18 protein-coding genes are annotated in these 20,114 nt (G+C 63.5%); 13 read left to right on the top strand and 5 right to left on the bottom strand.

Translation table 11 applies throughout. The features are described from left to right. Nucleotides 1-157: 157 nt before the first annotated feature. The 3 genes from GA829_RS15475 (at nucleotide 158) to GA829_RS15465 (ending at nucleotide 8,628) form a co-directional block, all read left to right on the top strand. Nucleotides 158-5,074: an HYR domain-containing protein gene (locus tag GA829_RS15475; protein ID WP_195179316.1), complete on the top strand. Its 4,917-nt coding sequence runs from the start codon at nucleotides 158-160 to the stop codon at nucleotides 5,072-5,074. 256 nt (nucleotides 5,075-5,330) lie between these two features. Beyond that, entirely contained in the window at nucleotides 5,331-5,609 is a 279-nt protein-coding gene (locus tag GA829_RS15470; RefSeq protein WP_195179315.1) for a hypothetical protein, read from the top strand. Nucleotides 5,610-6,630: 1,021 nt separating this feature from the next. Continuing rightward, nucleotides 6,631-8,628, top strand: coding sequence for an acyltransferase family protein (locus GA829_RS15465; RefSeq protein ID WP_258052304.1), 1,998 nt, complete (start codon nucleotides 6,631-6,633; stop codon nucleotides 8,626-8,628). 86 nt (nucleotides 8,629-8,714) lie between these two features. Here GA829_RS15465 and GA829_RS15460 read toward each other — a convergent pair whose 3' ends face one another. Continuing rightward, nucleotides 8,715-9,650, bottom strand: a complete 936-nt coding sequence (locus tag GA829_RS15460) for an HNH endonuclease (RefSeq protein ID WP_195179314.1) — start codon at nucleotides 9,648-9,650, stop codon at nucleotides 8,715-8,717. A gap of 152 nt (nucleotides 9,651-9,802) precedes the next feature. Between GA829_RS15460 and GA829_RS15455 the strand changes: the two genes are divergently transcribed. The 4 genes from GA829_RS15455 to GA829_RS15440 are packed head-to-tail and all read left to right on the top strand — an operon-like array spanning nucleotide 9,803 to nucleotide 12,617. Next, nucleotides 9,803-10,216 carry a very short patch repair endonuclease gene (locus tag GA829_RS15455; RefSeq protein WP_195179313.1) on the top strand — a complete coding sequence of 138 codons (414 nt, stop codon included), beginning with the start codon at nucleotides 9,803-9,805 and terminating at the stop codon, nucleotides 10,214-10,216. Nucleotide 10,217: 1 nt separating this feature from the next. Beyond that, the gene (locus GA829_RS15450; protein WP_195179312.1) at nucleotides 10,218-11,399 is read left to right on the top strand and encodes a DNA cytosine methyltransferase; all 1,182 of its coding nucleotides are present in this window, start codon (nucleotides 10,218-10,220) and stop codon (nucleotides 11,397-11,399) included. Further along, nucleotides 11,396-12,160 carry a GIY-YIG nuclease family protein gene (locus GA829_RS15445; RefSeq protein ID WP_195179311.1) on the top strand — a complete coding sequence of 255 codons (765 nt, stop codon included), beginning with the start codon at nucleotides 11,396-11,398 and terminating at the stop codon, nucleotides 12,158-12,160. The genes GA829_RS15450 and GA829_RS15445 overlap by 4 nt, the downstream gene beginning before the upstream one ends. A 31-nt stretch (nucleotides 12,161-12,191) precedes the next feature. Further along, nucleotides 12,192-12,617: a hypothetical protein gene (locus GA829_RS15440; RefSeq protein ID WP_195179310.1), complete on the top strand. Its 426-nt coding sequence runs from the start codon at nucleotides 12,192-12,194 to the stop codon at nucleotides 12,615-12,617. Between the two features lie 89 nt (nucleotides 12,618-12,706). Here GA829_RS15440 and GA829_RS15435 read toward each other — a convergent pair whose 3' ends face one another. Both GA829_RS15435 and GA829_RS15430 read right to left on the bottom strand, forming a co-directional pair. Further along, nucleotides 12,707-13,306 (bottom strand): DUF6456 domain-containing protein, encoded by a 600-nt coding sequence (locus tag GA829_RS15435; protein ID WP_195179309.1) that lies wholly within the window; start codon nucleotides 13,304-13,306, stop codon nucleotides 12,707-12,709. 67 nt (nucleotides 13,307-13,373) lie between these two features. Next, on the bottom strand, nucleotides 13,374-14,327 hold the full coding sequence (locus tag GA829_RS15430) for a YdaU family protein (protein WP_258052341.1): 954 nt from the start codon (nucleotides 14,325-14,327) through the stop codon (nucleotides 13,374-13,376). A 116-nt stretch (nucleotides 14,328-14,443) separates the two neighbouring features. Here GA829_RS15430 and GA829_RS15425 point away from each other — a divergent pair, with 116 nt between their 5' ends. Beyond that, a complete protein-coding gene (locus GA829_RS15425; protein ID WP_195179307.1) occupies nucleotides 14,444-14,725 on the top strand; it encodes a DUF982 domain-containing protein in 282 nt (93 codons plus the stop codon). A gap of 105 nt (nucleotides 14,726-14,830) precedes the next feature. Further along, nucleotides 14,831-15,148 (top strand): DUF982 domain-containing protein, encoded by a 318-nt coding sequence (locus tag GA829_RS15420; protein ID WP_195179306.1) that lies wholly within the window; start codon nucleotides 14,831-14,833, stop codon nucleotides 15,146-15,148. Between the two features lie 20 nt (nucleotides 15,149-15,168). Here GA829_RS15420 and GA829_RS15415 read toward each other — a convergent pair whose 3' ends face one another. Beyond that, nucleotides 15,169-15,843, bottom strand: coding sequence for a GcrA cell cycle regulator (locus GA829_RS15415; RefSeq protein ID WP_195179305.1), 675 nt, complete (start codon nucleotides 15,841-15,843; stop codon nucleotides 15,169-15,171). A gap of 590 nt (nucleotides 15,844-16,433) precedes the next feature. Between GA829_RS15415 and GA829_RS15410 the strand changes: the two genes are divergently transcribed. Continuing rightward, nucleotides 16,434-17,129, top strand: a complete 696-nt coding sequence (locus GA829_RS15410) for an XRE family transcriptional regulator (protein ID WP_195179664.1) — start codon at nucleotides 16,434-16,436, stop codon at nucleotides 17,127-17,129. Between the two features lie 130 nt (nucleotides 17,130-17,259). Next, nucleotides 17,260-18,348 (top strand): nucleotidyltransferase family protein, encoded by a 1,089-nt coding sequence (locus tag GA829_RS15405; RefSeq protein ID WP_195179304.1) that lies wholly within the window; start codon nucleotides 17,260-17,262, stop codon nucleotides 18,346-18,348. 59 nt (nucleotides 18,349-18,407) lie between these two features. Here the strand turns inward: GA829_RS15405 and GA829_RS15400 are convergent, their stop codons facing one another. After that, complete coding sequence (locus GA829_RS15400) at nucleotides 18,408-18,710, bottom strand: hypothetical protein (RefSeq protein ID WP_195179303.1); 303 nt, start codon at nucleotides 18,708-18,710, stop codon at nucleotides 18,408-18,410. A gap of 185 nt (nucleotides 18,711-18,895) precedes the next feature. Here GA829_RS15400 and GA829_RS15395 point away from each other — a divergent pair, with 185 nt between their 5' ends. Both GA829_RS15395 and GA829_RS15390 read left to right on the top strand, forming a co-directional pair. Beyond that, nucleotides 18,896-19,264 (top strand): hypothetical protein, encoded by a 369-nt coding sequence (locus tag GA829_RS15395; RefSeq protein ID WP_195179302.1) that lies wholly within the window; start codon nucleotides 18,896-18,898, stop codon nucleotides 19,262-19,264. A gap of 128 nt (nucleotides 19,265-19,392) precedes the next feature. Further along, nucleotides 19,393-19,968: a flagellar basal body-associated protein FliL gene (locus GA829_RS15390; protein WP_258052303.1), complete on the top strand. Its 576-nt coding sequence runs from the start codon at nucleotides 19,393-19,395 to the stop codon at nucleotides 19,966-19,968. The last annotated feature ends 146 nt before the right edge of the window (nucleotides 19,969-20,114 follow it).

The following is a 20,114-nucleotide window of genomic DNA, read 5'->3' as shown; positions in this document are numbered from 1 at the left end:
CTTCCGTGCCGTTGGGGCACGCAAGGATCATGGGAAGCTGGGATTTGCGTTGGCGCGCCGATGACTTCGGTGCGCCATGCGTGGGGGTATTGTGTCGTTTTACAGGTTTGAGTCAGTCGCGGGCCGGCTGCGGTTTCCAATTCACGCGCGTGCGGCAATGGCCAATCTCGCCGCTAGCCTTGGCGTTGGCTTTGCGAGTGTCCTGGCGCTGGGCGCGGCAACCCTCGAGGGGCACGCGCAGTCGAGCACCCCCTCCATCAATGTCGCCTCACGCCCGGCCCAGTTCCGGTTTGTCGGCCAGGTGATGAAGTTGACCTTTACGGCCTATTCCGGCAGCAGGGTGTTCTCGACAGCGTCGGTCGACCCGCGTGGTTTTGGTCCCAATGTGCCCGTCTGCGATAGCCCGCCGGAGCAGACCGGCGCCACCTTCACCTGCACCTCGACCTATACGGTCACGCCGCTCAACATGGCCTCGGGCTACTTCTCAGGCGCGCCGATCCTCAAATGGACCTTTCCAAACGGAAGCAAGACCGGTGCCAACGTCATCATCCCGATCGCCCCGCCGGAAACCAATCCGCCGGACCTGACCTTGCCGTCCGACATCACGGTCAACACTGACGCCACCAAGCCGACGGCGGTCGTCAACTATTCGGTCAGCACCCATGATCCCGAGGACGATGTCGCCGACCTGCTGTTGACCGACGGCCTCGCCCCCGGCAGCGCCTTTCCGCTCGGCACCACCACCGTCGGCTACTCGGCCACAGATCCATCCGGCAATGTCACCAGGCGCTCCTTCAACGTCACCGTCGAGGACCATGAAGCCCCGGTTCTGACCGTTCCCGGCGACATCAGCGCGGACGCGCCAGCCGGTGCATCGGGCAAGGCAGTAACCTTTACCGCCACCGCGACCGACAATGCCGATGCCAACCCGGTCGTCTCCTGCGCGCCGGCCTCCGGCAGCACCTTTGCCATTGGCGAAACCACGGTGAGCTGCACGGCCACGGACGCCTCCAACAACACCAGCGCCGCCAAGACCTTCAAGGTCACCATCAACGACGTGACCCCTCCGACGCTGACAGTGCCTTCAGACATCAGCGCTTCCACCGAGGCTGGCAAGGCAACGGCCAAGGTGACCTATTCCGCCACCGCCACCGATGCCGGCGACCCCGCACCGGTGGTCACCTGCGCGCCGGCTTCCGGGAGCGACTTCGCCGCCGGCGTCAACACGGTATCGTGCAGCGCGACGGACGCCAGCCACAACACCAGCACCGCCAAGACATTCACAGTCACGGTCCTCGACAACGAAGCACCGGTGGTGACGGCGCCAACAGACATCATCGTCGGCACCAGCCCCGGCGCAGCGTCGGCGGTGGTCAGCTACGCCAGCGTCACGGCCATCGACAATGTCGACGGCGCGATCACGCCGGTACAGACAGCCGGCCTGCCGTCAGGAGCCACCTTCCCGCTCGGCGTAACGACAGTGACGTTCCAGGCCACCGACAACGCCGGCAACAAGGGTACGGCAAGCTTCACCGTGACCGTGCAGGACCGTGAAGGCCCTGTTTTCACCGCGCCTGACAACATCACCATCGCGGCGGCGTCCGGTACGGCAAGCGCTGCCGTGACCTACACGACGCCAACAGCGACCGACAATGTCGACGCCAGTCCGCCCGTGACGTGTTCCCCGGCCTCTGGCTCAAGCTTCGGTTTCGGCGAAACCATCGTCGAGTGCTCGGCGCGGGACACCGCCAACAACCTGACCAAGCATGCCTTCACGGTGAAGGTAACCGACGAAGAGGTGCCAACGCTGACCATGCCGGCGCCAATCACCGTGCCGACCGATGCCGGGCAGCCGAGCGCTGTCGTCAACTACACCAACCCGACCGCGATCGACGCCATCGATGCAAACCCGGTAGTGTCTTGCCTGCCGGCCTCCGGCTCGACCTTCAGCCTCGGTTCGACGTCGGTGGTCTGCCAGGCAAAGGACGCGAGCGGCAACACCGCGTCAGCTTCGTTCGTTGTCGTTGTCGAAGACCATGAAGCGCCGAAACTTGCCTTGCCCGCCGACATCGTGACGACCACCGGTGCTGGCTCCAGCGGTGCGGTGGTGGACTACGGCACCGTCTCGGCGACCGACAATGTCGACGGCAGCCTGGCCGCGACCTGCGGCCCGCCTTCCGGCACCTTCCCGACCGGCATCACAACAGTGGAATGCAGCGCCACTGATGCTGCCCACAACAAGGCCACCGGCAGCTTTAAGGTGACAGTCAATGACGGCGAGGCTCCGGTGCTCACCGTGCCCGCCAACATCGCCGTCGACACCGACGCCGGCAAGGCAACGGCCAAGGTGACCTATGCGGTGTCGGCCACCGACGCCGTCGATGGCGCGGTCACGCCGGAACTCGTCGCTGGCCTCGCCTCCGGCAGCGACTTCCCTGTCGGCGTCACCACCGTCACCTACGAGGCGACGGACGCCAAGGGCAACATCAGCGCCCCCCAGTCCTTCACGGTGACGGTGACTGACGCGGAGCCGCCGGTGATCACCGTACCGGCCGACATCGTCGTCAACGCCGATCCCGGCAAGACATCAGCCAAGGTTACCTTCACGGTGAGCGCCACCGATTCTGTCGATGGCACCGTCACCCCGTCCATGATTGCCGGCCTTGCGTCCGGCGCGGATTTTCCCATCGGCACCACCTCGGTGAGGTTCAGGGCCGTGGACAGCCACAACAACACCGCCGAAAAATCCTTCACGGTTACCGTGAAGGACATCGAGCCGCCTGTTGTAACCGTGCCGGCCAACATTAGCGTCAGCACTGATCCCGGCAAGACCTACGCAACGGTCACCTATTCGGTTTCGGCCACCGACCTGTTCGACGGCGCTGTCACCCCCGTGCAGACCGCCGGCCTCGCGTCGGGCGCCCACTTCCCCGTCGGCGTCACCACGGTAAGCTTCAAGGCCACCGACGGCGCCGGCAATGCCAGCGCGGAAAAATCCTTCACCGTCACCGTCATCGACGGTGAAGCGCCGGTGCTGAGCCTGCCGGCCAACATCAGCGTTTCCACCGATGCCGGCAAGACCACCGCCAAGGTGACCTATGCGGTCAGCGCCACCGATCTGGTGGACGGCGATGTGACGCCGCAACTGATGGCTGGCCTTGCCTCGGGCGCGGATTTCCCGATCGGCACCACCACGGTGACCTACAAGGCCACGGACAAGCAGGGCAATGTCAGCGCCGAGCAGTCCTTCACCGTGACGGTCGCGGACGGCGAGCCGCCAGTGTTCTCTTTCGTGCCCGCCAACATCAATGTCGCCGTCGACTCTGGCCAGACGCAAGGCACGGCAAGCTGGAGCGAGCCGACGGCAACCGACAATGCGCCCGGCGTCACCGTGACCCGCACCGGCGGGCCGGCCTCCGGCAGCAGCTTCCCGCTCGGCACCACGACCATCAGCTACGAAGCGCGCGACACGGCCGGCAACACCGCGGCCGCGTCCTTCACGGTGACCGTCGGCACCACACCGCCCGGCAATGTGACCTTCATGATCAAGTCGCCGACCGACGGCAGTTTCGGCTTCTCGTCGTCCGAGCCGGCGCTGAATGTCGCCGTCAATTCCAGCGGCGGTCACGGCTCGTCTGGCGCCATCACGCTTCCGCCGGGCACCTACGCCTTCGCCTTCAGCGTGCCCAACGGTGTCGGCATCGCCTCGGCGCAATGCTCTGATCCCGCGTCCACGATCAATACGGGCAGCCATACCGGCACGTTGAAAGTGGTCTCCGGCGGCGCGCTGAGCTGCACCATCTCGACCAGCGATTCCGCCGACAAGGCGGTGGCCCTGATCGGCTCGTTCCTGGAAAGCCGCGCCAACATCATCCTGTCCAACCAGCCCGACATCGACCGCCGCATCGAGCGGCTGACCGGCGCCTATTCCGGCAATGGCGGCATCAACGCCTTCGGCATGCCGATCGGTGGCGGCCAGGTGCCGGTCGGCCTTCAGATCTCGGCCGACCGCACCACCTTCGCCTACAGCATGCAGCGGGCGCAGGCCGGGGCGACTGGCGGCGAAAGCAGCCAGGGCGACCATGGCGACCAGCAAGCTGGCGGCGGGCAAACTGGCGCCGGGTTAGCTGGCGCCGGGCAGGCGGGCGCCGGCGCCCGCCAGATGATGGCGGCGGCTGGAGCGCAATTGCCCCTCAGCGCCTACACGGCCTCAGGCAAGCTGCCGCCGGCCGACGCGACGTTCCAGCATGCGTTCGGCCCAAGCGACGCCGCCGGCGCCGATGAAGCGCCTGCCGCCGACCCGCTGGCCAGGCGTTTCGACATCTGGACCGAAGGCACGCTTGGCCGCTTCAAGTCTGGCAGCGGCGAAGGCAGCTTCGGCATCGCGCACAGCGGCGCCGACTATCTGCTGACGCCGAACGTGCTGGTCGGCCTTGGCCTGCAGGTCGACTGGCTGAACCAGGACGGTGCCGATGGCGCCACCGTCTCGGGCGTCGGCTATCTCGTCGGCCCCTACGCAACGGTGCGGCTCTCCGAGCATTTCTATCTCGACACGCGCGCCGGCTGGGGCCAGTCGTTCAACCAGGTCTCGCCGCTCGGCACGTTCAAGGACCGTTTCGACGGCAACCGCTGGCTGGCCACCGCCGCCCTGATCGGCAGCTTCGACATCGAGCGCTGGAAGATCAAGCCGGAAGCGCGGGTGACGATGTTCGAGGAAAAGAGCGAGGCCTATGTCGACGGTCTCGGCGTCGACGTGCCTTCGATCGACGTGCGCACCGGCCAGTTCGCCTTCGGCCCCAACATCAGCACCAATGTGCAGTTGGAAGGCGGCCTGCTGCTGACCCCGTTCGTCGACCTGCAAGGCATCTGGACCTTCATGCAGGACAGCACCGCGACAGCAGCGACGGCAACGCCCGGCCTGTCGCAAACCGGCCTGCGCGGGCGCGCCGAAACCGGCTTTGAGCTGGCGGCCGGCAACGGCATGTCGATCAACGCCTCGGCCTTCTATGACGGCCTCGGCAGCAGCAGCTACAGCGCCTGGGGCGGCAAGCTGGGGCTGAGCCACAGGTTCTAGCACATTCGCCCCTTCCCGGGGCGAATGGCGACGCCAACCCAAGCCTTTGCCCATTAGGGCAAGGGGGTGCCGTTCCTTCCCCCTGCCGGCCCAAAGGACGGGCAAGGCCGGTGACTTGCCCCCGGCTGGAACACCCCTCGTCCGCCCGCGCTTCGCGCTGCCACCACCTCCCGCAAGGAGAGAAGGCAAACCCTGCCCTTGCGCCAATTCAGCCATTACGCGATGGTCGCGGCGCGAAACGGGTGCGAGGTCAGGCATGGAAGCGATTGTTGTCAGGCGCAAGCGCGGCGTCTTTGGCTGGTTCTTCCTGCTGCTTTTCATCGGCTTCAACATGGTGATGCTGTGGCTGGCCGATGTCGGCATGGGCGCGGCCGACAGGCTTCCCGGTCTCAGCACCAATGTGGTGAGCCTCGGCGTCGATCTCGGCGCTGCCATCGGCGTCGCTGCCTTCGTGGTCTGCTGGGTTGTGGGCTTCCTGCTGCTGGGCCTGTTTGCCTACCTGACACGAGGCCGCAGGGTCAGCGAGCCGGCCTGACAGGACCGCTGAGCCCGCCACGGAAAAGGCCCGCCGCCTTTCGGCAGCGGGCCCTTAGAATTCCGATATGCGATTACTTAGCCTGCGAGAGCGATCCCGCCACGACGCTCGAAAGCTTCTGGCGTTTGTCGAGGGTCGGCTTTTCGTATGTCTTCTTCATGTTCATGTTCCCTTGGCCCCAATATTCCACGGCCCCAGATGAGCGCGGCAAATGGCGCCCGGAGCAGAATTCGTCAAGCCTTAGCCAGAAATACCAGGCGCCGCCTTTTCTTCGGCAGCACCTCGTCAAACGCAGCCCTTATGGCACGTTGCTCGGCAAGGCAGCCACCACCGTGGACAGCTTTTGCCGCTTTTCGAGCGTTGGTTTTTGGTATGTCTTCTTCATGATATCCTCATAGCGCCAAGTGAGTACGGCAAGTGGTGCACGCGGCCAATATTTGTCAAGCGGTCGTGGCCAAGCGGCGGTCTTCCGGAGTCGCCGCCGATCAGACTTTGTCCACCTGGGAGACCGATATCGCCACGACGCTCGAAAGCTTCTGGCGTTTGTCGAGCGTCGGCTTTTCGTATGTCTTCTTCATGATATCCCCATAGCCCCAATGTTTCACAGCCCAAGTGAGCGCGGCAATGGCGCTCGGAGCAAATCCTTGTCAATCAAAGCAAGGTTGAACAGCCAGGCGCCGCTTCTCTCCGGCAGCGCCTCGTCAAATCAGGCTGTTATCGCGCGCTCGGGGTGGCCACCACGGTGGACAGCTTCTCGCGCTTCTCGAGCCTCGGCTTTTCGTAGGTCTTCTTCATGACATCCCCTTGCCCCATGAACCCAGGGCAGATGGCGGCGATGCCACGGATTTGTCAAGCCGAAGGCCAAACGGCAAATGGTGTGATCGCGCGATGTTGAACAACGACGCCTTCGCCGGGTCGCCTGCATCCAGCGCCCGAATATCGCACTGCGGCAAAAATGCTGCATTGCAATATATTTCCTTTCGGCCGACACTGACCGCCATCTTGCAACAGGGAAACGGTCATGACGGCACCAATCCGGTCGGATTTCCGGCCTGACATCGAAGGGTTGCGCGCGCTGGCTGTTGCCGGTGTCGTTGCCTACCATTTCGGCCTGACGGCCCTTTCCGGCGGCTTTGCCGGCGTCGACATCTTCTTCGTCATTTCAGGCTACCTCATCACCAAACACCTTTTGCAGGAGATGAGCGACAACGGCCGCATGAACCTGTGGCGCTTCTATGCCAGGCGCGCGCGCCGCCTGCTGCCGGCCTCGCTGTTCGTCATCCTGGCCACGCTCGCCATCGGCTATTTCATCCTGTCGCCGGACGAACAGGCGCTCTATTCCAAGGGCGCCATGTTCGCCTCGGCCTACATGATCAATTTCTGGCTGATCCGCTGGTCGTTCGACTATTTCGCCTCGGATGCCGCCAACAACCCGTTCATCCATTTCTGGTCGCTGTCGGTGGAGGAGCAGTTCTATCTCTGCTGGCCGGCGCTGCTGATGCTGGCCGCATGGCTGCGGCCGGGCCGGCGCGCGGTGGCGCTGACGGTGGGGATGGCCGGCCTCGCCTCCTTCATCGCCTGTGCCTGGCTGACGACGGCCTCGCCGCCCTGGGCCTTCTATTTCTCGCCGCTGCGCGCCTGGGAATTCGCCGCCGGCGGCCTGGCCACGCTGGCGCCGGCGACGCTGTGGCGTAACCGCCGAGACCTTGGCGACGCGGCCGGCTGGCTCGGCCTCGCCTTGATCGCCGCCGCCTATCTGCGCCTGAGCGAAGACATGGCTTTTCCCGGCTTTGCCGCGCTGCTGCCGGTTGCCGGCACCGTGCTGGTGCTGCTGAGCGGGCTGCCCACCACCGCCGGCCTGGGCTCAGTCACCGGCTTCGGCCCCCGGCTGGCATTGGCGCTGCTGCCCTTCCAGTGGATCGGCAAACTGTCCTATTCGCTTTATCTCTGGCACTGGCCGGTGATCGTCTACGCGCAGATTCTGATGCCCAACCTGACCATCACGCAGCGTCTCGCCTGCGCCGTGCTGTCGCTTGGCCTGTCGCTGTTCACCTATCACGTCATCGAAAACCCGGTGCGCCGCAACGGCTGGCTGATGGCAGGCGCGGCCCGCGCGCTGGTGCCGGCGCTGATGCTGACCGGCGCCGGCGTGGTCGCGGCCTATGCCAGTGCGCATCTGGCGACCCGCAATATCGGGCCGCAGCAGCGCCTTCTCGTCCAGGCCGCCGCGATGCCGTCGATGGCGCGCGCCAGCGACGAAGCCTGCCTGGCAGACCTTGCCACCGTCACGCCAAAACCGTGCATGTTCGGCGCCGGCGACACCGGTCACACCATCGTCCTGTTCGGCGATTCGCATGCTGACCATTGGTCGACACCAGTGATCGAAGCGGCCAAGCGCAACGACAACAGGGTGGTGACGTTCCTCAAATCCTCCTGCCCGGCCTCGCGCATGACCAGCTGGAGCTCGCGGCTGAAGCGCGACTACACCGAATGCGACACCTGGCGACGGCAGGCGGTGGCGCAGATCCTCGCGCTGAAGCCGAGGCTGGTGGTGATGTCGGAATTCTCCTTCGGCAACCTCGTCAAGGAGGCGCCGGCGGCAATGCGCGATCAGCAGAATGTCGCCTGGCAGGCAGGCCTGCGCGAGACGATCGAGACATTCAGCCAGGCCGGCATCAAGGTGGCGGTGATCCGTGACGTGCCGATCAACGACCAATTCGCCAACACCTGCGTGGCCCGCGCGCTGTGGTGGGGCGAAGCGCCTTCGCGCTGCGACACGCCGCGCGCCCACGCCGACAATGAAGCCACCGCAACGATAGAGCGCCGCATCGTGCAGAGCGTTTCCAACACCACCTATGTCGACCTGACCGACCGCTTCTGCGACCAGACGACCTGTCATGTCTTCATCGACGGCAAGCTCGCGTTCCGTGACAGCCACCATCTGACCACGGCCTTCGCCGGAACCCTGGAACCCGACATCGAGCGAGCCCTGTTCAGCAAAAGTCTCGCCGCGAAATAGGCGGCGGGCAGGCGCCGCCCGACCGTTCGGCTGCACCGCTGAAGTCATAAGATCCATCGCGAAGTGCGCTGTTTCATTTTCGAGATTTAGTGCACGCCTGCGAACTGCTCTCGATGATGCGCCAGGAACGCCGGATGTGGCATCAACCTTGAATCCTTGGGCCAATGCAGCCCCTGGGATTCCGGACGAAAGAGATTGCGCAGCTCGCCCGGCACCCGGTTGTGCGCGACCAGAAGCCGGTAATTCTCGTCTATCGAGATGAGATGCCGGTCGAATAGCCAGTGCACGGTGGCCGATAGCGCTATGCCATTTTGGACAACATCCGGACCGTTGGCCGCGACCGGCTTGATATGTGCCGCCTGAACCTCGGCCCTGCCGCCGCCATTGATCATGCGCAGCCCGGTCACGGCGCAGGTATCCTCATAGGCGCGGCAGACTTCCAGCCGGAAGGTGGCGTCGCGGATTTTTCGGTTCAGCAATATCTGCTCCACCCGCCGATCGACCGTCTCGGCAAACCCAGCCTGCCCTGCAAAACCGGGCTGCATGGGCAAAGGCATGTCGAGCGGCAGCATGTCGGGCATGAGCTTTCTGGCATTGGCGGGGTCCAGCGTTTCATCCAGGCCGGCCAATACGATCTCATCGAAATCCTCATTCAAGACCGGCCGCATAGACTTGCCTTGCACCGCCCGACCAACGCGGCTCGGATCGAGAACCTCGCGCAACAACGCCTCGGCGTAGCGGCCACCCCTGATGAAAGGCACCGGTCTCGGAAACTCGAGATAGTCAGTCACATTGGCATAATAGTGGTCTGACCGTTCAGCGTCCGGCGCGACATCGGCTACGCGTGCGGTGGCTATGTAAGCGCGGCGCCCGCCATTGCGTTGCGGCTCGCGAAACAGCACCCAATCGCCAACCGCGTTCCGGGCCGCATCGAGATAGTTGCTGCGAGCCGGAAAATGATAGCGACGGGTGATGTCATCGTCATAGCCAGATCCCGGCTTCACATCGAAAACCGCTTTCACGATTCCCCCCAGGCACTGCACGACGTTTCAAGCTTAGCGGTGTTTTGCGGGCCGTGCGAGCTGGCTCCGGTTGTCGACCGGTTGGCATACACGGGCCTTCACATTCATGGCAAAACGCAACAGCATGTCGCGAATCGATGAGACGGGCGAACGTGGACACCCTTTCAACCAGCGAACGCAGTGAACGGATGGCGCGTATCCACGGCAGGGATACGAAGCCGGAACTGGTCGTGCGTCGGCTTCTGCATGCGATGGGCTACCGTTATCGGCTCCATCGCGGTGATCTGCCGGGCAAACCGGACATTGCTTTTGGAAAACGCAAAAAGGCGATTTTCATTCATGGGTGCTTTTGGCATCGTCACGACGATCCGGCTTGCCGCTTGGCCCGGCTTCCGAAGTCCAAGCTTGATTTCTGGGGCCCGAAACTATCCGCGAACGCGGAGCGCGATACGCGCAAGCAGGATGCCTTGAAGCAACTTGGTTGGAACGTACTTGTTGTCTGGGAATGCGAATTGCGGCAGAGTGAACAATTAGAGAACACGCTGCGCGAATTCGTAGGGGAATAGCATGAAATCGATCGAGCTCTTCGCGGGCGCCGGCGGGCTTGGCATGGGCGTAAGCTGTGCCGGCTTCGCGCCCCAGGCCGTGGTCGAATGGGACCGCTGGTGCTGCGACACGATTCGCGAAAATCGCCGCGATGGCCTTGGCCTGGTTGGCGATTGGCCCGAACCCACGGAAGGCGATGTTCGCGACGTGGATTTCCGCGAGCACGAAGGCAAAATCGACCTGGTCACGGGCGGCCCGCCTTGCCAGCCCTTCTCGCTAGGCGGCAAGCACCGTGCGCATGCGGATTCGCGAGACATGTGGCCGCAAGCGGTTCGCGCGCTTCGCGAAACGAAGCCCCGCGCCTTTATTTTCGAGAACGTGAAGGGCCTTACCCGGGAAACCTTCGCAACCTACTTTTCGCACATCGTGCTGCAGATGACATATCCCGATCTGGTCGCCGGACCGGACGAGAGTTGGGAAACTCACCTCCGCAAACTTGAAAAGCACCATACGGGTCGCCGCGGCCCGGCCGGCCTGGAATACCGGGTGGTGTCCCGCGTGCTGAACGCGGCCAATTATGGCATCCCACAGCGCCGCGAGCGCGTTGTTTTCGTCGGCTTTCGCAGCGATCTGGACATCAAGTGGGCGTTTCCGCTGGAAACGCACTCGATGGATGCCATGCTCTGGGATCAGACAAGGGGCAACTATTGGGACCGGCACAAGGCCCGCAAGGCCGACCGCAGGATCGGTGACCGGCACGTTGAACGCGCCGAGCGTCTCGATGGCAAGCCAACAACAGCGCCATGGCGGACAACACGCGACGCGATAGGCGACCTGCCAGATCCCGAACATCAATCGCGCGATGCGATGAAATACCACAACCATCGCTTCCAGCCCGGCGCGCGGTCCTATCCGGGCCATACGGGAAGCCCGCTCGATGAGCCGGCCAAGACCCTGAAGGCAGGGGTCCACGGCGTGCCGGGAGGCGAGAACATGCTGCTACGGCCGGACGGTAGCGTGCGCTACTTCACCGTGCGGGAAAGCGCTCGCCTGCAGACATTCCCGGACAATTTCCGTTTCCATGGCGCTTGGTCCGAAACCATGCGTCAGCTTGGCAACGCCGTGCCGGTCGAACTGGCGCACATCGTCGCCCGCAGCGTGAAACGCCATCTCGACTTCGGCGGGGCGGACTTCCTGAAATGAAGGCCTACGTCGAGTTCGAGTTCGATCTTCCGGGCGCCTTGCTGGCGCGGCTTATCACGGTGCTGGACGAGCTCGAAACCGCACCGCTCAACAATGCCAGCTTGCTTGAGGTTCCCGAGGAACAAGGCGTCTATCAGCTTCTGCTCGATGATCGCGTTGTCTATGTCGGCAAGACCGACGCCGAGGCCGGGCTTCACAAGCGCCTGGCGCGCCACGCACGCAAAATCATGCATCGAGCTGGCCTTGATCCAGCACGTGTAAGCTTCAAGGCCGTGCGCATCTTCGTGTTCACCGCGGTCGATCTGGAGTCCGATCTGATCCGCCACTATGGCGGCGTGAAAGCGATCGATTGGAACGGCAGCGGCTTCGGCTCCAACGATCCTGGCCGGGAGCGCGACACCACCAAGGTCGATCCCAAGAACTACGACGCCAGTTTTCCGATCGATATCGACCGGGAACTGGCCTTCGCGATCGACGCCGGTGAGACGGCGGCAAGCGCGCTCTCACGGCTCAAGGATGCCTTGCCCTATACATTCCGCTACCAGGGTAATGGCGGCCGCAACCGGAAGCCTCATGACGATTTCGAGGAAACCGTGCTTTCGGCGCGGAGCGGCCCGCTTACGCCGCGCTCGGCGATAGAGCATGTCGTCAAGGCTTTGCCCTCGGGTTGGCAGGCGACAGCCCTGCCCGGCTACATCATTCTTTACAAGGAAGAGCGTGAGTACCCTCAAGCCGAGGTGATCGCGGGTTCAAGGATCTAGCTACCCCTTTCAATGAGCTGAAAGAATCAGCATGGCTCTCAAACGACTATCAATCAACTTCATTGCCTTGGCGCTGGCCACTTTCATCGGACTGGTCGCGACAACGCAGGCCGCATATATGTTTCACGTCTATGTCGGGCGGCAGCCAATGGGACCGTGGGTCTTGGGATTTCTTGTTTCGCTTATTGTTGCCGCGGTTGCACCGAGGACAGCTTTCCTGCCAAGGTTTCTCGTGTTCACCGGCATCTTCCTCGCCGAGCTAGCGCTGTCCATCATCTTTGCCAATGCGATGCCGTACATGGTCAACAGCTACTGGGGTGGAAATGTGGACGCAGCCAAGCCTTGGATATACGGCGGGGTCTTTATTCCCATTATAAACTGCGTGGCTGGCATCCTGGCACTGCGCCGGTTTCGGTCACCAAAGCCAACTGACATCGACGTTGATTGGGCTCGTTAGGCGAAACGCATGCGCTCTCCTGGGCACCTTAAGCCAAGCAAGCTTCCGCAGAGACTGTGGCAGGAGGCGAGCCTTGCTGGCGCGCGCCCTCACCTTCTCCCCATCATCATCCCATAGTGCACCGCCAACAAATCCAACCCCACCTTCAGCAACTTCGTCGCCACGTCTCGGCCTTCTCCGCTCTGCTCGGCCACGGTCTTGATCGGCTGTTCCAGGCAGCAGACTTTTTGCACCACGCCGGCGACGTCCCAATGGCCGAGCGCGCGGGTGGCAGTGGCGTGGGCGCGGCCGGCGTTGAGCACGCTGTCGGCGATGCCGCCGCCGTGGCGGCCGCCGTCGACGCGTTCGGTCAGTGACATCGGCTTGATGCCGGCCTGCTGGCTGGCGCGAAAATCCTCGCGGTAGCGCAGGCCGGCTTCGCGCTGCAGGCGCGACAGCGAAGTGATACCGATGAGCGGGTCGACATTGCGCACGCGCACCACGCCGCCGGTGGCGGTGAAGCCGTCATTCGACACCTCATAGACGCGCCGCGCTTCCAGCGTGCCGGCGTTCAGCCGCTTGCGCCCGAACGCGTCGTCCTTCAGCGCGAAGTCATGGCCAACCTCGCGGCGGATGCGCACCTGCTCGGCCTCGCCTTTCGGCAGTTTCGGCGCCTGGGGCTTTGCGGGCTTGATGGCTTTCTTGCTCATGGGTGGATTCCTCGTTTGGATGTGGTGGTGGGTTTGCGAAGGCCCTGCAGGACCTGGATTCCTCGCCTCATGCAGAACGCAAGACTTGCGAGGCCGCCCGTCTCGCCAACAATTCCCTGATCGCGCGGCGTTCGCGCAGTTCGATGCAGAGCTGCGCGCTGGAGGGGCAGAACTGGGCGTTGCAGGCTTTCACCTCGCCACGCACGAAGCGCTGGATGGCGGACGTCAGGTCTGCCAGCTCGGCATCCTGCACCGCGGCCAGATAGCCGCGCATCTGCATCTCGACATCAGCGAGTGCTGATTGCGGGAAGCATGAGAACATCGCGGCCAGCGCCTTCGTCGCCTGCTGCAATTCGGTTGCGGTCATGGCTCTTGATCTCCTCGATGATGGTGTTGGCGGCGTCGGCATGGGTTTTCGGCTGATGCCAGCCGGGCGGTTTTCTGGGCGGTGCAAGGTGGCTGGGGAAGCCGGAGGCGATTTGCCCGATGGGCCCGAGAAACGCTTGGCATGTTGGTTTGCCTGTTCCGAAAAACGCTGCGCGTTTTCGGAGGGTTGGCGCTGCGAAAAACGCTTCGCGTTTTCGCGGGAAAAACGCTTCGCGTTTTCGCCTGGGGAAAAAGCGCCAGCTTTTTCACTATGGTTTCTGGATTCTGGAAGATGCCGCGGCAAAGCATCGGCATTTGCCGCCTCCTGCGCCTTTGTTTTCAAGGCGGTAGCGGCCCCGCCGCGCGACCCGGCGGCGGCCCTCGCTTCGCTTTTGATCAGGCTTTTGCGCAGCTCTTTCGTCAGCCGGTTGTGGCTGATCTCGCCCTTGCCGCGCTCGAAGAAGGTCAGCAGATCGGCGCTGATGGCGCGCCATTTCTTCGTCGACATGCGCACCACCCGCGCCAGCTTGGCGTCGTCATCGGGCAGCGCACCTCCGGCATTCCACATCGCCATCAGCAACAGCATGTAGGCGCCGATCTGCTCGGTGGAGAGCGCCAGCGTGTCGCCGACGAAATCCGAGACATAGAGCTGCATGAAGGGCCGCTCGCTCATGGCGCCCTCCACGAATTGCCCGCCGTCAGGCCGCGCCGGATGGAACCAGCCGGGGCTTGCGACGTTGTCTGGCGTCCATCAATACAGGAGACTTGCCGATGACGGCCTTCATGCCGGTTACCCTGCGCTTTTGCGACAACAAGACCGCCATGGTCGGCTCGGTGGCCGAGGCCGCCAAGGCGCTTGGCCAGCAATGGCCGGACAAGACCGCCGAGGCCTTTCAGGCGGCCATGCGGCTGGTGGGGCTGGCCATTGACGGCACCTGCAGCCAGCGCATCGCCTTCGATGCCTTCAAGAAGGCCGCGCGCGAGCAAGGCATTCTGGTGACGAGGCCCAAAAGCCGCGCCACCGAATGGCTGGACGCCGCCACCAACCCCTGAGGCGAGTGAAAATGTGATGCAACCGCGGGCTTGCGTCCGGCGTTGATCAGCGCGAGATTTCCGCGCGCCGTAAACAAGCCGCGCGCCAGAACCAGGGTGAACGCCATGGGTACGATGAAAACAGGAGTGCCGCTCAAGGTAATGCTCGATGGCCATGCCCAGGAGATCGACAGCGTCAGTGAGGCCGCCGATTTCCTGCAGCGCTGGCCGGTGGAGCGGCGGGGCCATGTCTACCGCAGCGCGCTTAACGCCTGCAGCGCGGCAATCGCGGCACAGATGTCGGCCTCGGATGCCATCAAGGTTTTTACCGGCTTTGCCCGGGTCAGCGGCGTGCTGGTGTCTGAAGGCGGCACGCCGATGATGCTGGAGGCCAGGAGCGTGCAAAGCCGCATGCCGAAGCTCGGCCGCACAGTGCCGAAATAAGGGATAGGCGCGCGCTTTCCTCACACCGGCTGCGCCACGAAAATGCGGCGGCGAAAGCACGCCTGATGGTATTCGCAGTAGCTTTTCAGCGCCCGCGTGTGCATGCCGCAGCACAGCATGTCTTCGCCTGGCCGCCCGCCTGGCGCGTCCTTTTCCGGGTCTTCCTCCAGCGTCAAGTCGAGTGGTGCGCGGCAGCGGCCGAACAGGCAGTCGATGAAGCGCATCGCCACGCCATGCGGCTGGCGACCCACCGGCGGGCGTTGCGGCACCGGCACCTTGAAGCGAAAGGCCTCGCCATCCGGCGGCAGCGCGCCCAACTCGTGTACGAAAAGGCGCGGCGGCAACCAGGCCGGTGGCGGCTCGCGCCTGGATTTCCCAGCGGGGCGGGGTTTTGTACCGGCATCACCAATAACGTGCGGTATGCCGCCGCTTGCCCGCTTTTGCACCAGCCCAACCATCTCGTTGGCGGCCTTGTGGCTGGCCCGGTTCGCGGCACGCTCCGCGATCACGCCCTTGCCGTTGGCAAAGCCGATCGCCGCCAGCATGGCATTGCGATGCACGATGCCGATGATGGCATTGCGCGATACCGGGCTGCCGCGCAGCGCACTGAATTCAGCCGCGATCCCCGAGGCCGACAGCCCGTCTTTCAGCCAGCTGGCGATCGCTTGCAATTCGCTGTCGATATAGCTCGGCATGTCGGCTCCATTCCATTCCATTGCGCAGCCCTCGGCCGCGCCTGCAGCGCGCCGTAAAGCCAGGAGTTTCGGCCGCGAGGCCGGGGGTTTCAGAAATTGAGGTTGAGGCCGGTCAGCCGCCGCCGGGCCGGGCGAACCGCGCCTCGGCGGCCTCTCGGGTCGGGGCGGAAACCGCCCTGCCCGTGCAGCGGTCGAACAGGATGACTGTGCCGTCCTCGGTCCGGATGCTTGTACGGCAAGGCAAGTTGGAAAGGCTTTGCCCGAATTGGAGGCCGGAGCCGTCAGGGAAAACGGCTCCGGCCGTTCCGGCCGCCGGTGACGGGCGGACCGGATCCGAGGCTGATGCCTGTCGCACTGGCCCGGATCTCGGGCGGCGACAGGCGTTCAAAGCCTCGGGCTTCGCCCCGGCCGGGGAGCAGGACAGCCGGGGCGGAAGGAGGAGCGCGGCAGGCCGATGCGAGGCTTGCGCGAAGGCGCACTCGGATGGGATGGGGTTGAGCTTTTGCATGGCTTGATATAAGCATAACTCAAAAAGTGATGCAAGCCATTCTTTCATGGACGAGAGAAGCTTTCATCGCTCACATGGCGCCATGGCAAAAACCTCACTATCGATCAAGGTCGGAGCAGCGATCCGCCAGGCGCGCAAGCAGCGCGGCCTGGTCATGCGTCATATTGCCGAGCACAACGACACCGATGTCGCAGCCGTCGGCAACTGGGAAACCGGCCGCAACCTGCCCAAGACAGAGAACCTGTTGAAGACCGCCGCCTTCCTGCGCGTCGACCCGGTGGCGCTCGGCAAGGGCGAGGTCGTTTTCCTCGATGATGCCGGCCCGGTCGCCGATGCCGAGATCGTCACCGATGCCGGCCCGCTGCCCTCCGGGCCGATGGACATCGAACTGCTCGGCGCGGCTGTCGGCGGCGACGATGGCGACTTCACCTTCAACGGCGAGGTCGCCGGCTATGTCCAGCGCCCGCCCGGCATCGCCCATCTACGCAAGGTGTTCGCGCTGCATGTGCTGTCGGACTCCATGGTGCCGCGCTACGAACCCGGCGAAATGCTCTATTGCGGCGGCCGCGACGCCGTGCCCGGCGACCATGTGGTGATCGAGACCTTTCCGGAAGAAAACGAGCGCAACGGCAAGGCCTTCATCAAGAAGCTGGTCAAGCGCACCGCAGCCGAGCTGGTGGTCGAGCAGTACAATCCGCCCAAATTGCTGACCTTCGACCGCTACGCGATAAAACACGTCTGGCGCGTCATCCCGCTCAAGGAACTGCTGGGATATTGAGGAGCTCCTCTTCCCTTCGCGAAAGCGCAGTTGTAAAGTTTTCGCAAAAAATGTACAACCGCTTGAATTTCGCCGGCTCAGCCGCTACGGTTGTACATAATTTGCAAAAACTTTACACCCGGGCCGGCCGATGAAAGACGTCGATATCGTCTACAGGACCATGTTCGCCGAGCTTGATCAGCGGACCTTCGACGCGGCCTTCACTTCGGATTTTTCGAGTGACGGGATCTTCGTCAGGCAGAAGTCGAAGAACCAGGAGTTCTGGTATTTTCAGACCAATGTCGACGGCAAACCGGTCAGGAAATATGTCGGCTCTTGCGCCAACGAAGAGATAAGCAACAGGGTCAAGTCTTTCAAAGATTTGAAGAATGACCTGAAGAGCCGCCGCAAGCTGGTATCAACCCTGGTCAGGAACGCCTACCTGCCAGCCCCGGAACGGTTTACCGGGGATGTCGTGGCGGCGCTTTCGGATGCCGGCCTGTTCAGGCTCAGAGGCGTTCTGGTCGGGACCGTCGCCTATCAATGCTATCCGGGCCTGCTCGGAGTTCGCCTGCCGTCAACAGCCATGCAGACTGGCGACGCCGATTTCGCCCAGTTTCATTCGATTTCCGCCGCTGTCGAAGACAGCCTTCCGCCGATACTGGACGTCCTCAAGGCGATCGACTCGACCTTTCGCGACATTCCGCACCAATCGGACAACAGGTTCAGCACCCAGTTTGAAAATGCGAAAAAGTTCAAGGTTGAGTTCCTGACACCCAACACAGGCAGCGACGAACATTCGGACCGCGCGGCAAGAATGCCGGCGCTTGGCGGGGCCGCCGCCCAGCCCCTCAGGTTTCTCGATTTCCTCATTCAGGATCCGGTGCGCACCGTCATGCTGCACAAAAGCGGCGTCCCCGTTACCCTCCCCGCGCCAGAGCGGTATGCGGTCCACAAATTGATCGTCAGCACGCGCCGGCGCAAGGACGCCTCGGGCTACACAAAGCTGGAAAAAGACACAGCACAGGCCGCTTCCCTGATCGAAGCCCTGGTCCAGACGCGTCGCCACGTCGATCTCGCCATGGCTTTCGCGGAGGCCTGGAACCGCGGCACTTCGTGGCGTGAAGGAATTTCCATCGGCCTGTCGTATATCGGAGAGAACAGGCGTCTTGTGGAGGATGGGTTTCGGCGAGGCTTGATCGAGACCGATCAAGACCCTGCGAACTTCGGCCTGAAATAGAGCTTGGCGAAGGCGGTGCCCCTTCTCGTGCCCGCTGCAGATCATCTCAGCCCGCGCCCTCACGCCCTCCTCGAGCGCTCCAGCGGCACGTCGCGGCTGTTCAGCATATGCGCTTCGGCACGCGCACGTTCCTTGTCGTCGATGAACGCCGCCTGGATCGACACCGCCACGCCGGGCAGCCCCTCGGCGCGGCAGGCCGAGCAGATGATGCGTCCCGAAAGGGCCGCCAGCGGCGTCTCCCTTGTCACGCCGAAACGCTTCAGCTGGTCGGGTTTCCACCACCTGTTGCGGCCGCAATCGGCGCATTCGACCGATATCGACGCGACATGCGCGATCGTTGGTTCCCTGCCCGGTAAAGCCATCGCCCCTCCACGCCTCCGTTCCTGATTTGTTCACATATTCGTGCGTTTTGAAGCAGGAGTCGAGTCGCTCTTTTTCACTTTCCCAACAGTTTCACTTTCGCAAGTTTTTGAGTTATGCTTATATTTACTCGAAAACATGAGTCGCGGCTTTTCCGCTTGCCGCGTTCTGAACTCCGGGAGTGCCAATGGACACCCTTGCCGCCGATTTCGCCCGCATGTCAGGCTACACCGGCGACAGCCCTGCCCTGCTCGAAGCTTACGCGGCGATCCGCGAGCATGGCATCCATCAGGCCCGGCAAGGCCACATCGCCCGCAAGGCCATCATCGACGCGTTGAAGCATTCGGAGGCCATGGTGCTGGGCGCGATCCACCCAGCATTATCCCTCGAGGAAGCGCTCGAGGACACCGCCCGCTTTATCGTCTTCTGGCGCAACATGCCGCGCTGGCGCCAGGAACGGCGCCTGCCCGACCTCGCCAGAGCCAGACAGCAGCGGCTGATCGCACGATTCTTCCGCCGCTACAGCCACCAAATCTGGGCCCGCGAAGCGGCGTGAGGTACTGGCGCCAGCGCATCCACGATTGAGCGCCATCACCTTCCCGCGAGATGGCCTACCCGGCCCTCATTCCGTCAGAATGATGCGCCTTGGTTGCCCGGCATCAACACATGCCCGCGGAGACCACGATGAAACAGCTTGCCTTCGCCTTCCTCTGGCTCTTCGCCTTTGCCGTATCGGCCGATGCCGCCAGCACTACGGCGGGTCTCGCAGACGCCACGGTGCTGATCGTGCGCCATGGCGAAAAGCCGGACAGCGGGACGGGCCTGTCACCCGCCGGCGAGGCCCGCGCACAGGCCTATGTCGCCTATTTCCAGCCCATCATGCTCGACGGCGTGGCGTTTCGTCCTGATGTGCTGGTGGCAAGCGCGGATTCCAAGAACAGCGCACGCGAGCGGCTGACACTGGCGCCGCTGGCGCAAGCGCTGAAACTGCCCATCGACCAGCGCTTCGCCGACAAGGACGTCAAGGCTCTCGTCCAGGCGCTGTCAACCGAAAGTCACGGCAAGTCGATTCTCATCGCCTGGCATCATGGCGAGCTGCCCAAACTCATCCACGCCTTCGGCGCCGACCCGACAGCATTGCTGCCGACCGGCAAATGGCCTGATGACGAGTTCAACTGGGTGGTGGTGCTGCGCTTCGACCCTGCCGGCCAGCTCGTGCCGGGCTCAGCGCGCGTGATTGAGGAGAAGCTGGGGAGTTAAGCGCAAGCGGCCTTTCCTTCTCCCCTTGTGGGAGAAGGTGGATCGGCGCGCAGCGTCGAGACGGTTGAGAGGTACTGGAAGAAATGAGACGTCGGCATTGAGCACCCCTCATCCGGCCTCACTTCGCGAGGCCACTTCTCTCACAG

It is taken from the genome of Mesorhizobium sp. INR15 (assembly GCF_015500075.1).
Classification (GTDB): domain Bacteria; phylum Pseudomonadota; class Alphaproteobacteria; order Rhizobiales; family Rhizobiaceae; genus Mesorhizobium.
Note: the sequence above shows the minus strand (reverse complement) of the source record. Positions and strands in the feature narration are given on the sequence as shown.

Bases quoted from the DNA above. Each gene is read 5' to 3' on its own strand.
- GA829_RS15475 (WP_195179316.1), top strand. From the start codon at position 158: ATGGCCAATCTCGCCGCTAGCCTTGGCGTTGGCTTTGCGAGTGTCCTG.
- GA829_RS15470 (WP_195179315.1), top strand. From the start codon at position 5,331: ATGGAAGCGATTGTTGTCAGGCGCAAGCGCGGCGTCTTTGGCTGGTTC.
- GA829_RS15465 (WP_258052304.1), top strand. From the start codon at position 6,631: ATGACGGCACCAATCCGGTCGGATTTCCGGCCTGACATCGAAGGGTTG.
- GA829_RS15450 (WP_195179312.1), top strand. From the start codon at position 10,218: ATGAAATCGATCGAGCTCTTCGCGGGCGCCGGCGGGCTTGGCATGGGC.
- GA829_RS15445 (WP_195179311.1), top strand. From the start codon at position 11,396: ATGAAGGCCTACGTCGAGTTCGAGTTCGATCTTCCGGGCGCCTTGCTG.
- GA829_RS15440 (WP_195179310.1), top strand. From the start codon at position 12,192: ATGGCTCTCAAACGACTATCAATCAACTTCATTGCCTTGGCGCTGGCC.
- GA829_RS15435 (WP_195179309.1), bottom strand. From the start codon at position 13,306: ATGAGCAAGAAAGCCATCAAGCCCGCAAAGCCCCAGGCGCCGAAACTG.
- GA829_RS15430 (WP_258052341.1), bottom strand. From the start codon at position 14,327: ATGCAGCTCTATGTCTCGGATTTCGTCGGCGACACGCTGGCGCTCTCC.
- GA829_RS15425 (WP_195179307.1), top strand. From the start codon at position 14,444: ATGACGGCCTTCATGCCGGTTACCCTGCGCTTTTGCGACAACAAGACC.
- GA829_RS15420 (WP_195179306.1), top strand. From the start codon at position 14,831: ATGGGTACGATGAAAACAGGAGTGCCGCTCAAGGTAATGCTCGATGGC.
- GA829_RS15415 (WP_195179305.1), bottom strand. From the start codon at position 15,843: ATGCCGAGCTATATCGACAGCGAATTGCAAGCGATCGCCAGCTGGCTG.
- GA829_RS15410 (WP_195179664.1), top strand. From the start codon at position 16,434: ATGGCAAAAACCTCACTATCGATCAAGGTCGGAGCAGCGATCCGCCAG.
- GA829_RS15405 (WP_195179304.1), top strand. From the start codon at position 17,260: ATGAAAGACGTCGATATCGTCTACAGGACCATGTTCGCCGAGCTTGAT.
- GA829_RS15400 (WP_195179303.1), bottom strand. From the start codon at position 18,710: ATGGCTTTACCGGGCAGGGAACCAACGATCGCGCATGTCGCGTCGATA.
- GA829_RS15395 (WP_195179302.1), top strand. From the start codon at position 18,896: ATGGACACCCTTGCCGCCGATTTCGCCCGCATGTCAGGCTACACCGGC.
- GA829_RS15390 (WP_258052303.1), top strand. From the start codon at position 19,393: ATGAAACAGCTTGCCTTCGCCTTCCTCTGGCTCTTCGCCTTTGCCGTA.